The organism is Methanoculleus sp. UBA303, from assembly GCA_002501655.1.
Taxonomy (GTDB): domain Archaea; phylum Halobacteriota; class Methanomicrobia; order Methanomicrobiales; family Methanoculleaceae; genus Methanoculleus.
In genome coordinates this window covers 45,784-59,315 of the sequence record DANY01000014.1, presented here as the reverse complement: position 1 = coordinate 59,315, position 13,532 = coordinate 45,784, and the positions used below count along the sequence as shown (strand labels likewise).

Here is a 13,532-nt window from a genome sequence, read left to right as displayed (position 1 = left end):
TTCACTGCAAACGTCACCACCGGCCCGGCGCCGCTCGCGGTGCGGTTCACCGATCAGAGTACCGGCAACCCGACATCCTGGTCCTGGTCCTTCGGGGACGGCGCGACCTCGACGGCACAGAACCCCATCCACACCTACACAGCGCCGGGAACCTACACCGTCAGCCTGACTGCAACCACCGCCGGCGGCAGCAGCACGGAGACGAAAGCTAACTACATCACCGTCACCGCACCGGTACAGAACACCCTCTCATTCAATCCTCCCTCATCAGGAGTCCAGATCGCGGAGACGGCTGAGTACAGCATGATCCTCGACGCTGCACCGGCCGGCCTCTCCGGCTTCAACATCAGTGTCGCCCTGACCAACCCCGCCATCGGCGAGATCGTCGACGTCTCCTATCCAGCCTGGGCGATGATGCCGAGGAACAGCAGCCTCCCGGCAGACACAATCTTTGTGCAGGCGGTCGACCTTGACCGGGTGGTCGAGGCCGGCGCAGCAAACGTCACGCTCTGCACCCTGACCGTCCGCGGCGATGCCGCCGGAACCACAAACCTGACGATCACCAGAATGGTGGTCGATGATGACGAAGGTGGCCAATATGCACCCGAGACCAGGGATGCCACGCTCACCGTGGAGGGTCAGCCGGCGCCGGTCGCCGCATTCACCACAAACGTCACCATCGGCCCGGCACCGCTCGCAGTCCTCTTCACCGATACATCGACCGGCAACCCGACATCCTGGTCCTGGTCCTTCGGGGATGGGGCGTGGTTCAACACGACGGACCCCGCTGAACGGAACGCGACCCACACCTACACCTTACCCGGGGTCTACTCCGTGAACCTGACGGTCGCAAACGCTCACGGCAGTTCCTACCTCTACCGGCAGGACTGCATCACCGTGACTCCTGCGGCGCCGTTCCTCGCGAGCATCACGGTAGCCCCAGCCTCCGCGACCCTGGAGGTCGGTGAGACCCGGCAGTTCAACGCGACCGGCTACGACCAGTACGGCGCCGAGATGCCTGTGACAGTCGCCTGGCTCTGCTCGAACGAAACCGTCGGCCGGATCGACAACGGCCTCTTTACCGCCCTCGTGCCCGGCACGGCTCTCGTGAACGCGACAAACAGCACCGTGACCGGTTCGGCCGTCGTCACGGTGACCACATCAGGCTCCCCGAAGAACGGGAGCATCGTCGTCACCGCAAACGTCACGGGTGCGGCGATCCTCCTCGATGGGACGGATACCGGCCTTGCGACGGTCTCTGCCAGCAACGTGATCATCCCCGATGTTCCGGCCGGCACCCACACCGTCGGCGTTGGGAGCGTCACCGGCTACCGCGCCCCGCCGGCGCAGGCGGTCACTCTCCCGGCGGGCGGAACAGTCGATGTAACGTTCGTATTCGAGCCGCTCACCCTTGCGGCCGTCGTGGTCGCTCCCGGCACGGCTATCCTCGAGCCCGGCGACCTGCAACAGTTTACAGCGACCGGCTACGATCAGTACGGCGATGAGATGCCGATCGTGGCCGCCTGGTCCTGCACGAACGAGAGCGTGGGCACGATCGATTCTGCGGGGCTCTTTACCGCACTCTCCCCGGGGACCGCGACCGTGATGGCCTCGGCTTCCGGCATCGTGGGCACCGCGGCCGTCACCGTCCTTCCCGCCGGGCCAGTCCTTGCGAGCATCACACTCTCTCCGATCGAGGTCACGCTCACCATCGGGGAGAGCGAACAGTTCTCGGCGCTCTGCCGCGACCAGTACGGTGAACCGATGGATGAGATCCCGGTCACCTGGTCGGTCGATAACGGGAGCGTCGGGACGATCGACGCCTCGGGCCTCTTCACCGCAACGGGCGCAGGGACAACCGGCGTCACCGCGGCCGCAGGCGAGATCGCGGGCAGCGCGAACGTCACGGTCGTCCCGGCCGGTCCGGCCCCGGTCGATGTGGTCATCGTCTCACCGGCAGCCGTCACGCTGGATATCGGGTGCATCCAGCAGTTCACCGCGACGTGCTACGACGCGGATGGCACCCTCATCCCCGGAGCCGCTGTCGCCTGGACGGTCACAGATGGTGCGGTCGGCCGGATAGACGACGGCGGCCTCTTTACAGCCATCGGTGAAGGCACGACCACCGTCGCCGCAACACTGGATGGCGTCACCGGCACCGCAACCGTCACCGTCCGGCCACCCCCGCCGGCCCTCCTCGCCTGGATCGCTGTCTGCCCGCCCTGCACCACGCTCAATGTCGGCGAGACCTACCGGTTTGCGGCGACTGGCTACGATCGGTTCGGAGACGAGGTCACGAACCTCACGTTCACCTGGTCATGCTGCGATCCATGCGTCGGGACGATCGACTCCTGTGGCACGTTCACGGCCCTTGGCGAGGGGACAACGATCGTCACCGCCTCCGCTGACGGCATCAGCGGCACCGCCTGCGTCACAGTCCGTCGCCCGGCTCCGGTCTGCATCGAACTCTCTCCGGCGAATGTCACGCTGACGGTTGGCTGTACACAACAGTTTACAGCGACCGTCCGCGACCAGTGTGGCGGCGATATGGGCGGCGTCGAGATCGCCTGGTCGGTCGACAACGGAAGTGTCGGATCTATCGACTCCTGTGGTCTCTTTACAGCCCTTGAACCCGGAACGGCGACCGTCACCGCCTCGGCCGGATGCGCCTGCGGCACCGCCTGCGTCACGGTCAAGGCCGCATCGGTCATGCCGTTTGCGGACTTCTCCGCGAACGTCACCTCCGGAATCGCCCCCCTCGCCGTCCAGTTCACCGACAGCTCGACCGGCAACCCGACCACCTATTCCTGGGAGTTCGGTGACGGAGGCACATCGACGGAGCAAAACCCGGTACACACCTACGACGCCGCCGGGACCTACACAGTGACCCTGACAGCCGAGAACGCCTGTGGGAACGACACCTGCTGCCGCAAAGGCTACATCACCGTCACTGAACCCCGGAGAGAGTCGGCCCCCAACCCCTCTGGCGGCTCGTCCTCGCGCTCAGGCGGGGGAACATCCCCATCGCCGGCGGTCCGGGCGGGGGAGAGCGTCACCTGCGGCGGCCTCACTGGATCGGCAGTGACCAGCGTCACCCTGACGGCATCGGGGAATATCGATCGGGTCATGCTTGCGGTGGAGAAGACCAGCCTCCCCGATGGGGTTGCGCCGCCCGACACCCCGGTCTACGAGTACATCGAGATCACCCTTGATCGGGCAGACCCGGCCGATATCGGCAACGCGACTATCGAGTTCGTCGTCCCTGCGGCCTGGTTTACGGAGAACAACCTCTCACCGGAGGCTGCCGCCCTCCTCCGCTATGCCGGCGGCGCTTGGCAGCCCCTCCCGACCGTCTTCCTCGGCGAAGAGAACGAATACTACCGGTTCCAGGCGACGTCGGCGGGGTTCTCCTGCTTTGCGATCTCGGCGCCACCGATCACCGTAGAGGCGGCCGGCACGCCGGCGATGGAGATGCCCGCCGTCCCGGCGACGACGACCCCTGCAGCCCCGCTCATCATAGCGCCGATGCTGGCACCGCTGGTCCTGCTCCTCCTCGGTATGAGAAGAAAGAACTAACACTTTTTTCGGCCCAAAAAGACTTCGCGCGAGGCGTTCGATGTGAATAACGGTGCAACCTCACGCAAAGATTACAACGTACCGGCAGAAAAAGAGCGTAAACGCCGAAGGTATGAGGGGATTCACTCCCCGGTACGATCGTCGATATACTGATGGAGGAGTTCAAGCGCCTCCCACTCACGGGGGCCGCCGCACTTCCGGGCAAGGCCGCTATGGTGTTCGATCAGCCGCCCGAGCCACGGGTCGCGGTTCCTGACATAGCGAGTGGCATGGACCGTAGCGTCCACGATGCTGGAAAAGCCCCGGTTCACCGGGTGCAGCCGGAGCCCGAGCACCTCCTCGTGGAAGGGGATGAGGCGGAAGATGATCGCCTCGTCGCTCGACCGCTCTACGTCCGCGGCAAACGCGGCCCAGGCCTCCACGTCGCGGAGGCGGTAGATGGTCCTCCCGTCGATCTCCTCCCGGACAAAGTCCTCATCGGGGAGGTCGTCAAAAGCGGTCCGGACGTAGAGCACCGGGTCAAATATGAAGTTCGCCACCACAGAACGGTCCCGGGCGATGTTGCGGGCGGTATGGCTCCCCCGGAAGAGGACCATGTGCAGGGAGCCGCTCCGGTTGATGATCCCCATGGGGGCGGCGTTGCAGTCGGTGGTCGCGATCACCTCGTTGATCCCCTCGGTCAGGAGTCCCACTGCCATCCCTCCCCGAGCGCCACGTATATCCCGGCGATGGTGATATCGGCGATCGATCCCGGGTTGATACCGCCGGCGATGCACTCGGCATCAAAAGCACGAAGATCGCGCCCCCCGCTGAGCACCTCGCCCGCACACCGCATCGTCCTCTCCGCAACCTCCTCCCCGTGCTTCTTCGCGATGAAGGTATCCGGCTCCGAGGCAAGGAGGTCCAGGAACGCCCGCACAATCGCCTCCCTGCCGTGCCCGTGCGAGTGAAGCAGGTCTGCGCACCGGCGGGTCAGGGAGAAACCGTTCGTCCACTCCCGGGCGACCATATCCCGGGGCGCCGAGTGGGCCATGATATCGGCAAGCGTCATGCCGCGCTCCCGGATAGCGGCGATCGACGCGGGGTCGTTCACGTCCAGTTCGTCGCTCTCCGCCACCCTGACCCGGGTGAGGCCGAAGGCCGCGTAGAACTCGATCGCATCCTCGACGTCGGTCCCGGAGACGACTCTCCGCGCCCCCTCGATGTCTCCCCCGAGGATGAGGGGGATGAGCAGGATGAACGCCCCGAAATGGGTGTTTCCCCCGCCGTGACCATTCGTTCGCATGACCGCCTCCCGGATCAGGCTGCCGACCCGGCCGCCTGGCCCCTCAGCCGCATCGAACGCCGGCCGCACAAGGATGGTCGAGGCGAGGAAATGTTCGAGGAGAGTGTCGGAATAATCGTGACACCGGTCCACGTTCCCGGGTTTCGGGTAGGCGCAGACCTCGAGCATCATCGCCATCTGCGCCCGGTCAGCTCGATTCATCGCCGGTCTCTTCATCGAATAGTTTATGCATGATCTTCTCGGCCAGGTGATGCTTGCACTGCATGTACTCCCGTGTAGAGAGGCCTTTCTTCTCAAGCGTCATGTTCCTGAACATGCAGGGAGAACTGATCTTGCAGCACCAGGCAAGGCTCCCGAAACAGGTGCTCTTCCCATCATCAAGCGGGGTTCCCTTCACCGCCTCCTGCTTGATCTTCAGGTACTCGTTTCTGGAGAGCCCGATCTTCTCGAGGGCCGGGATGAGCGGGCAGGCCTTCACCGGCATGCAGCAGAAGGCGAGCGCCCTGACGTCGCCGCCACGGCAGAGCTGTTTCGGGGCGTTGTACCAGCCGCCTTCATCGGCGAACCGGGTGATGGCGGCATCGAGGCCGGCGAGCGTCCAGGGATCGGATTTCCGCCCAAGCGAGACGAGGTCCGCACCATGGGAGAAGGCGTCCATCGCCCGGTCGAACGTATTGATGGAGTTGTTTGCGATCAGCATCAGGGGAGAGGCGTTGCGGAGCTGGCGGACCTTGTTGTGCCCGTAGTCCATCAGGTCCACGTGGAGGATATCCGCCCCCGCCTTCCAGACGGTGTGGGCGAGGTCACGGTCGTCGGCGGCGACACCGGCCCGGATCTTCACCGAGACGGTCACGTCCGCCGACTTTAATGCGCGGATGATCTCCACGAGTTTTGCCGGGTGCTCGAGGAGGTACTCACCGCACCCGGCCTCGAGCATCGCCGGCTGCCGGCAGTGGGCGTCGATCTCATAGACCACGCGGTCCCCAAACGCCCCGGCAACCTCAGCGTACGCAGCCGGCGTGCTCCCGCGGAGGTTGATGCCCATGACAACGTCGCTCTGTTTCAGGACATCGATCTCTCTTTCCAACGTTTCCAGGGGATCGTCGTATAAAAACTCTTTACGGCCCTCCTGTGCCATCTGCCGGCTCGCCTCGAGGGTGGGACCGTCGATGGAGTAGCCACCGATGAAGGCGGCCCCGACATGAGCCGCCCGCTCAAGAACGTAAGCCGCATCCACAATCCCGGCCATGGATGCGATCGCTACCGGTGTTTTTACGACCCGATCGTTTACGAGGAGTTCAAAACGATCATATGCTTCCATCATACTTCCATCTCCGTTGGTGGTGAGAGGGGATATTGATTTGTGTCAAGCCCGGGGAGGTCATACTCCTCGTTGGAGCGAACGAGCGCACAACAGAGCCGGAAATCATCGAGCGAGATTCCAGGAACCGCCTCGTAGTATTCGGGCGCCGTACTCCAGGGCATGAGGTATGCCTCCTTCGGCTTCCCCGCGCCGAACCGGGACTCGACGGCAAGGAACCCCCGGCGTCCGATCTTCCGGGTAAGATCGGTTATCGAATCTACCTTGTGGACGTTGTTCTGATCGGAGTGAAAGTGCCGGGAGAAGTAGAAGATCTTCTTCCGGAGATCGACCTGCACTCGATGGCCAGGTGGTAGCGGGGGTCGAGGGAGTCCACGAGGACATCGACGTACTGAGTATCGCATTTGCTCTGCTTGAGCCGGTAGGCGAACCCCTGAACCCGCCGGTGGGCGAAGAACCGGTTGATACGGCAGGTGTTCTCCCCTTCGAAGTTTGCCATCACATCGATCCGGGACCGGGTCCCTAAAAACAATCGGTAATTATTTTAATATAGTATCGTAGTACCTTGTAACATATGGGTAAAAAAGGAATGTTACTGGTTGGGCATGGCAGCAAGCTCCCCTATAATAAGGAATTGATCGAGACCACCGCAGGGATCATCGCCGGAAAAACCGATGAGTATGTTATCAAACCCGGCTTCATGAGCCTCAACACGCCGACGGTAGAAGAACAGCTCGAGGCGTTTCGGAAGGAGGATATCGATATGCTGGTCGTCGTCCCGCTCTTCCTTGCGAGAGGCGTCCACATCAACCAGGACATCCCCGAGATCCTCGGCCTCCCCGAGGGGACCCGGAAAGGCACGTTCCGGCTGAACGGGAAGACGGTTCCGCTCGTCTACGCAAGCCCCATCGGGAGCGACCCCCTCCTTGCCGAACTGATGCTGAAGAACGCGTCCGACGCGATCGCCGAACTGAACTCCTGACGGCTATGCGAATCCTGGTGCTGGATACTATCCACGGCGGGGCGGAACTCGCCGCGGCACTCCGTGGTGCCGGCCACCAGGTGGACGAGGTGGACGTCTACCGCGGAGAGGGCGGCATCCCTGTAGAGGAGGCGCTCGTCCGCACCTACGACCTGGTCACCGCACCCGTTCACCTCGACCCGGATCACCCTCTCCTCCGGCAGCACGGGCCCGCGGTCTCGCACCACGAGATGGTGGGGTGGGTCCTCAGAGCCCATCTCCCCCGCCCGTTCATAGAGATCACCGGAGCACGCGGAAAGACCACCACCGCCCACGCTCTCGCCTCGCTGCTGCCGGGTCCGGGCATCCTGCACACATCCACCGGGACCTACCGTTACCCGGAACGGGTGCGCCTCTGGAAGAGGAGCATCACGCCCGCCTCCCTGATCCCGGCGGCGCATGAGGCCTGGCGTATCGGGGGCTGGCTGGTCGCGGAAGAGTCGCTCGGAGTTACGGGCGCCGGGGACGTGGCGGTGCTGACGTCGCCGGAGGACTATCCGATCGCGGCAGGGAGAAAGCGTGCGATCACCGAGAAGTGCCGGCTGATCTCCCGGACACGGATCGTGGTGCTCCCGCCCGGCATCGACCTCCCGAGAAAGACGGTCGCCGCCGACGAGATGGTATCCTTCGACGGCCCGGTCTGCCGGTTTTCGGGACGGGGGATCGTCGGCACCTTCGCTAACCCACTCTGCACCCTTGCGGGCTACCGTGCGGCGCTCTCGCTTGCGGCCGCGACCGCCTGCGTGATCGGGGTCGACCCTTCGCCGCTTGCAGAGTTTACCGCCCTGCCCGGCCGGATGGCGACCCGGTGGGAAGGAGACCTGCTGATCGTAGACAACGCGAACAGCGGGACGAACGTGGCCACCACCCTTGATGCCGCACGCTACGCGAGGACTCTCGCGGGCAACGGCGCCCTGACGCTCGTCATCGGCGAGGAGGCACGGGCGGTCTGCGAGGGCTTCTCCCCGGAGGACGTCCGGCGGGCGGTATCGGCCGTCGGGCCGACAGGAATCGTCTACGTCGGGGAGGCGTGGTGCACGGCCGGAGAGGAGCATACTGCAGCCTCACTCGACGAGGGACTGGATCTCGCCCGGAGCATCACTCCAGAAGGTGCGATCATCCTCGCGGTAAAGACGTGGAGATAATAATGCAATACATTCAACCAAGACCGAGTTCAATTGTAGCGGGGCTCTACACCGCCCGCGACCTGGGCGTGGACGTGGCGATCCTCCACGGCCCGTCAGGCTGTTCGTTCAAGCACGCCCGCCTCCTCGAAGAGGATGGCATGCGGGTTTTGACAACATCGCTCGCCGACAACGAGTTTATCTTCGGCGGGCATGACCCGCTCATGCGGGTGCTCCGCTACGCGGAGAAGGAGTTCGCACCCCGGCGGATAGCGGTCATCGGGACGTGTGTCGCGATGATCATCGGTGAAGATCTCCAGTCCGCCATCCACGACGCCGGGATCACAACACCGGCGATTGCCGTGGACATCCATGCCGGGTTCCGGGAGAACATCGACGGCGTGATCGCGACACTCGAACCGGCCGCTGCCGCCGGCTGGATCAGCAGCGATGAACTGGAACGCCAGCGCTACCACCTCGGGAAAGCAAACGAGGTGGAGCGGCTGCGGGGGGCGGCGTCCCGGAACTACATCGAGCCTTCACGCGGCGACCTCAAGCACGTCGCGGCACAGCGCCTTGTGGAACTCGCCGACGACGGTGCCACGGGGGTCGCGGTCATGAACGCGAAGAAGGAGACCGCCTATATGTTCGCCGACGAACTCCTGGCTCTCCATGATGTCTGTCCGGACGCCGCGATCACCTACGTCGCGAACCTGGAAGACCGGGGTCTCCCGAAGGTCCGGGAGGATGCCGCCCGGATCCTCGCCGGCATGCGGGAGCGAGGGGTCGACCCCGAGCTCCTCGGGGCGCTGGACGAGTACGGGGCGAACGGCTCCGCGGTCGGGGAGCGGCTCCGGGAACTCGCCCCCGACTTTGCTCTCCTTGTCGGGGTGCCGCACGCCGTCCCGGCGGAGTACACGGAAGGAATTGAGTGCTTCTCGGTCACGAACGGTCCCCGGCAGGTGGCGCCGCTCCGGGAGCTGGGGCACCGGCACGTCGTGGTCGAGATCGACCTGCACCCAAAGACCCTCGGTGTCCGGGATATCGTCGAGAGCGAGTTCGGGGCGGTCCTGCGGAGTATGCGATGAAGTCCCTCCTCGTCGCCGGCGACCGCTCCGGGAGCGGGAAGACAAGCATCACCCTCGCGCTCTCGGCCCTCCTCTCGGCCACCCGGGCCGTCCAGACCTTCAAGGTGGGGATGGACTACATCGACCCGTCCTACCTCACGGGGGTGACGGGCCGGCCCTGCCGGAACCTGGACGACTACGTTATGAGCAGAGACGAACTCCGGGCAGTCTTTTCGCACGGGTGCCGGGGGGCCGATATTGCTGTCGTGGAAGGCGTCCGGGGGCTCTTCGAGGGCGCGGAGGCCCTCACCGACCTCGGGAGCACGGCCGCGGTTGCAAAACAACTCGACCTGCCTGTGGTTCTCGTGGTCAACGCCCGGAGCATCACCCGGAGCGCGGCGGCGATCGTGAAGGGCTTTCAGGCGTTCGACCCGGGCGTTGATATCCGGGGGGTCATCCTCAACCAGGTCACCGGCACCCGCCACCGGGAGAAGGCGGTCCGTGCAATCGAGCACTACTGCGGTATCCCGGTCATCGGCGCCATTCCCCGGACGACGGAGATGGAACTTGCTATGCGCCATCTCGGCCTCGTTCCTTACCGGGAGGGGCAGGGGCACGAGGAGTTCCGGGAGCGTATCGAGGCGGTGAAGCGTATGATCGGGGAGCACGTCGACCTGGATGCCCTGCTCGCCCTTGCCCGGGAGGTTGAGTTGCCTCCGGAGGGGAGCTCCATCTACGCGACGCCCGGAGAATCGGACGTCCGGATCGGGGTCGCGCTCGATGAGGCCTTCAACTTCTACTACGCAGACCTCTTCGACATCTTGGCGTCGCTCGGGGCCGAGGTTGTCCCGTTCTCCCCGATCCACGACCGGCTGCCGGAGGCTGACGGCTACATACTCGGCGGCGGCTACCCGGAGCTCTTCGGCGCGGAACTCGAGGCGAACACCGCGGTGCGGGAGGGGCTCTTAGAGGCCTCCCGGAACGGCACGCCGGTCTACGCGGAGTGCGGGGGACTCATATACCTCACCGACCGGATGGTGCTCGCCCCGGAGTTTGCGGGATCGAAGAGGGAGGAGACCTACGAACTCGCCGGAGTCTTTGCCGGCGAGGCCCGGATGCCGGAGAGGCGGATGCTCGGCTATGTGGTGGGGACGAGCGCGGCCGGGACTCCCATGGGCGAGGCGGCGTTCCGGGGCCACGAGTTCCACTACAGCAGTGTCCGGCTTGCCCCGGAGACCCGCTACGCCTACCGGCTGACCCGGGGGAGCGGCATCGGGGACGGGAACGACGGGGCGGTCCGGGACCGGACGATCGGGAGTTACACGCACCTCCACCCGGTGACGAGCCGGGTGATGCTCGGGCACTTCGTGGACTGCTGCCGGACCTGACGCGGCAAAGGTCGTCCCGGCAGTACTTTTCCCGCAACCGTCGGGCAGGGCCCCGGCGGCGAGTGTGAGCGATGACCGGGTCCCCGCCGCCGTACCATTCCGGGTCACCGCGAGGCGGTTCGGAGCACGAAACGCAAAACATACAAACGAACCGAGACCACACTAGTTCTATGATCATCTACCTTGACGGCAGATACGTCCCCGAAGAGGAGGCGAAGGTCTCGGTCTTTGACCACGGCCTCCTCTACGGCGATGGCGTTTTCGAGGGGATACGCGCCTACAACGGAAAGGTCTTCCGTCTTGACGAGCATCTCGCACGGCTCTACGACTCGGCAAAGACGATCGACCTTGCCGTCCCGATCACGAAAGAGGAGATGGCCGAGGCCATCAAGGAGACGCTGCGACGGAACAACTTGAAGGATGCCTACATCCGCCCGATCGTGACCCGGGGCAAGGGCGACCTCGGCCTCGACCCCCGGAAGTGCGCGAAACCGACGGTCATCGTCGTCGCCGTCACGTGGGGCGCGATGTACGGCGACCTCTACGAGAAGGGTCTCCGGGCTATGTGTGTCTCGGTCAGGCGCACCCCGGCGGAGTCGATGCCGCCGAACGTGAAGAGTCTCAACTACTTAAACAACATCCTCGCGAAGATCGAGGCGAACCACATGGGCGTGGATGAGGCTATCTTCTTCGACACCCAGGGCCACATCGCCGAGGGGTCGGGGGACAACATCTTCGTCGTCAAGAACGGGGAACTCATCACCCCGCCGACCTTGAACAACCTGCGCGGTATCACCCGCCTGGTCACGCTGGAGATCGCGGCGTCGATGGGGCTCACGGTCGTCGAGCGAAACCTCGGCTACTTCGACCTCTATGCGGCCGACGAGGTCTTCGTCACGGGGACCGCGGCGGAGATCGGCCCGATCCGCGAGATCGACGGCAGGGTCATCGGGAACGGCAAGCCCGGTCCCATCACCCGGCAGCTGATGGCGGCCTACAAGGCCGTCACCCAGAAGGAAGGCACCCCGATCAACAAGTGAGGAACTCCGGTCTCCGGCCGGCCCCCCGGGCCCTCCTTCGGCACAACTTTTTTATCCCCGGGTGTTGAAGTTGTATGGCACATCGTGCATGCTGCTATAGTGTAGAGGCCAATCATGTCGGCCTTTCACGCCGACGACAGGGGTTCGAATCCCCTTAGCAGCATACTGCTTTTGACTTATTCCATTATCGTCTTGGGCTCTTTTTGAATACACTGATTTTTGATTATGCGTTCATTGTGATTAAACTCTGTTAGTAAGGACAAGGTGAGATTGATAAATATATCCTAGACTTTTTATTTTCTATCATGTGATAACTCAAAAACGAAAAAGAGAAGATCATCTTCGTCGTTAGCACATAAGATCTAGTCAAAGAAAGCTTTATCGTAAAATCAGGAAAATTTGAATTCAGGTGATTTGTTTATGGCGAATGGCTATGAATTTACTCCTGAGGAAATAGAACAGGCATTTAGGAAAGCTGGGGGTAGATGCGAATGTTGTGGGAAGCAACTTAGTTGGTCAAGCAGTCGAGTTAATGGGGGCCGCGGCCAGTGGGAAGCCCATCATGGTAGCCGATCCACACCAGTCATTCTATGTACCGGCGGGCCGGAAAATTGTCATCTCAATTGCGGGCATAATGGCAATTATCGGAATCGTGGCATCACACCTCGTGTTCATAAGGGCAGCTGACATCAGAGACCGGATGGATCCCAGGTCATAGTGATTGTCCTAAAGGTAATCCCAAAAATATGGGATCTCTCAAATAAAATCGGAAATTGGGGCATTTCGAGAAATTGACAATGATCTCTGGGAGATTGTTCAGAAATACCTCCCGCCAACGAAGCCGCACATTGGCCGCCCACGGTGTGACCCCCGCGGGTTGTTCAACGGCATCCTGTATGTTCTCACGACCGGGTGTACCTGGCTTGATGTACCAGCGAAATATGGTACGAAATCAACGGTTCACCGGTACCACCTCGAACTCTGCGAGAAAGGAGTGTACCAGGCAATCTCCCTTGACCTTCTCCGATCCGGATACGAGATCAAAAAAGCGATCTCCCCCACTGTGCGACAGATATGAAGGATATCCTGGCGAAAAAAGGGGATCGATCGGCTATGATGGCTATAAAAAAGTAAACGGGAACAAACTGAGTGCTCTGGTCGATCGGAACGGTCTTCCCCTTGCCTGCACAGTTGCGCCGGCAAATGTCCATGATTCCCGGCTCTACAAGTTAACTCTCGAAGCGTTTGAGATTTCCGAAGTGCAAGAACGTCCTGCAATCATCTCCGCAGATGCAGCCTACGATGCCCGGGAAATTCGCCAGTACAACCGAAAACGAAGAATCAAGAGAACTATCCCGGTAAACTGGAGATTCTGGAAACACCCGAAGCAAGGAAGACCTATCTGGTTCGATCCGATACTCTACAAGAAGCGCAGTGCGGTAAAACGGTTCTTCAGTTGGATTGAGGCGTTCAAGAAGATTACTCCCCGATACGAGCGATATGAGCACTCATTAATGGGACTGATTCACTTGGCATGTGTGGTCATGATCGGGAGAATATTGGTGGCACCCCAGATCCTATAGAAGGCACAATTAAAGGCTCATTATAACATTACAAACAATTACTCATCTCCAAAAGACCTAAAATGATTTCAAAGCGATTAAATACCGATGTGATGACATCCCATGTCATAGGAACATGGAGATGGAC

At 62.4% G+C, this 13,532-nt stretch carries 13 protein-coding genes and 1 tRNA gene; 9 read left to right on the top strand and 5 right to left on the bottom strand.

The annotated features are described in order from the left end of the window. Positions 1-3,576: PKD domain-containing protein (locus tag BP846_RS03345; RefSeq protein WP_292392627.1), on the top strand; the 3,576-nt coding region annotated here is incomplete at its 5' end. Between the two features lie 122 nt (positions 3,577-3,698). On the opposite strand, the gene BP846_RS03340 is transcribed toward BP846_RS03345, so the two are convergent. From BP846_RS03340 to BP846_RS03320, 5 genes are read right to left on the bottom strand one after another with little or no spacing between them, the layout of a single operon-like run. Next, positions 3,699-4,268 carry a DUF447 domain-containing protein gene (locus tag BP846_RS03340; protein WP_292392630.1) on the bottom strand — a complete coding sequence of 190 codons (570 nt, stop codon included), beginning with the start codon at positions 4,266-4,268 and terminating at the stop codon, positions 3,699-3,701. After that, positions 4,256-5,062: a triphosphoribosyl-dephospho-CoA synthase gene (locus tag BP846_RS03335; protein ID WP_292392626.1), complete on the bottom strand. Its 807-nt coding sequence runs from the start codon at positions 5,060-5,062 to the stop codon at positions 4,256-4,258. The genes BP846_RS03340 and BP846_RS03335 overlap by 13 nt, the downstream gene beginning before the upstream one ends. Beyond that, positions 5,049-6,185, bottom strand: a complete 1,137-nt coding sequence (locus BP846_RS03330; RefSeq protein ID WP_292392625.1) for a methanogenesis marker 9 domain-containing protein — start codon at positions 6,183-6,185, stop codon at positions 5,049-5,051. Before BP846_RS03330 ends, BP846_RS03335 begins: the two co-directional genes overlap by 14 nt. Then, positions 6,182-6,520, bottom strand: a complete 339-nt coding sequence (locus tag BP846_RS03325) for a hypothetical protein (protein ID WP_292392624.1) — start codon at positions 6,518-6,520, stop codon at positions 6,182-6,184. Before BP846_RS03325 ends, BP846_RS03330 begins: the two co-directional genes overlap by 4 nt. Continuing rightward, complete coding sequence (locus BP846_RS03320) at positions 6,442-6,681, bottom strand: hypothetical protein (RefSeq protein WP_292392623.1); 240 nt, start codon at positions 6,679-6,681, stop codon at positions 6,442-6,444. Before BP846_RS03320 ends, BP846_RS03325 begins: the two co-directional genes overlap by 79 nt. Before the next feature lie 75 nt (positions 6,682-6,756). Between BP846_RS03320 and cfbA the strand changes: the two genes are divergently transcribed. The 8 genes from cfbA (at position 6,757) to BP846_RS03285 (ending at position 13,405) form a co-directional block, all read left to right on the top strand. Further along, positions 6,757-7,164 carry a sirohydrochlorin nickelochelatase gene (gene cfbA, locus BP846_RS03315; RefSeq protein ID WP_292392622.1) on the top strand — a complete coding sequence of 136 codons (408 nt, stop codon included), beginning with the start codon at positions 6,757-6,759 and terminating at the stop codon, positions 7,162-7,164. A 17-nt stretch (positions 7,165-7,181) separates the two neighbouring features. Beyond that, on the top strand, positions 7,182-8,348 hold the full coding sequence (gene cfbE / locus BP846_RS03310; RefSeq protein WP_292392621.1) for a coenzyme F430 synthase: 1,167 nt from the start codon (positions 7,182-7,184) through the stop codon (positions 8,346-8,348). Positions 8,349-8,350: 2 nt separating this feature from the next. Continuing rightward, positions 8,351-9,415: a Ni-sirohydrochlorin a,c-diamide reductive cyclase catalytic subunit gene (gene cfbD / locus BP846_RS03305; RefSeq protein ID WP_292392619.1), complete on the top strand. Its 1,065-nt coding sequence runs from the start codon at positions 8,351-8,353 to the stop codon at positions 9,413-9,415. Further along, positions 9,412-10,782, top strand: coding sequence for a Ni-sirohydrochlorin a,c-diamide synthase (gene cfbB, locus BP846_RS03300; protein ID WP_292392618.1), 1,371 nt, complete (start codon positions 9,412-9,414; stop codon positions 10,780-10,782). Before cfbD ends, cfbB begins: the two co-directional genes overlap by 4 nt. A gap of 170 nt (positions 10,783-10,952) precedes the next feature. Beyond that, positions 10,953-11,822, top strand: a complete 870-nt coding sequence (gene ilvE, locus BP846_RS03295; protein ID WP_292392617.1) for a branched-chain-amino-acid transaminase — start codon at positions 10,953-10,955, stop codon at positions 11,820-11,822. Positions 11,823-11,912: 90 nt separating this feature from the next. After that, positions 11,913-11,985: transfer RNA gene (locus BP846_RS03290), tRNA-Glu, on the top strand. 588 nt (positions 11,986-12,573) lie between these two features. Continuing rightward, positions 12,574-12,900 carry a transposase gene (locus BP846_RS13105; protein ID WP_394339953.1) on the top strand — a complete coding sequence of 109 codons (327 nt, stop codon included), beginning with the start codon at positions 12,574-12,576 and terminating at the stop codon, positions 12,898-12,900. Then, the gene (locus tag BP846_RS03285; protein ID WP_292392616.1) at positions 12,836-13,405 is read left to right on the top strand and encodes a transposase; all 570 of its coding nucleotides are present in this window, start codon (positions 12,836-12,838) and stop codon (positions 13,403-13,405) included. Before BP846_RS13105 ends, BP846_RS03285 begins: the two co-directional genes overlap by 65 nt. The last annotated feature ends 127 nt before the right edge of the window (positions 13,406-13,532 follow it).

Coding starts and splice junctions, on each gene's coding strand:
- BP846_RS03335 (WP_292392626.1), bottom strand. CDS start 5,062: ATGAATCGAGCTGACCGGGCGCAGATGGCGATGATGCTCGAGGTCTGC.
- BP846_RS03330 (WP_292392625.1), bottom strand. CDS start 6,185: ATGATGGAAGCATATGATCGTTTTGAACTCCTCGTAAACGATCGGGTC.
- BP846_RS03320 (WP_292392623.1), bottom strand. CDS start 6,681: ATGGCAAACTTCGAAGGGGAGAACACCTGCCGTATCAACCGGTTCTTC.
- cfbA (WP_292392622.1), top strand. CDS start 6,757: ATGGGTAAAAAAGGAATGTTACTGGTTGGGCATGGCAGCAAGCTCCCC.
- cfbD (WP_292392619.1), top strand. CDS start 8,351: ATGCAATACATTCAACCAAGACCGAGTTCAATTGTAGCGGGGCTCTAC.
- cfbB (WP_292392618.1), top strand. CDS start 9,412: ATGAAGTCCCTCCTCGTCGCCGGCGACCGCTCCGGGAGCGGGAAGACA.
- ilvE (WP_292392617.1), top strand. CDS start 10,953: ATGATCATCTACCTTGACGGCAGATACGTCCCCGAAGAGGAGGCGAAG.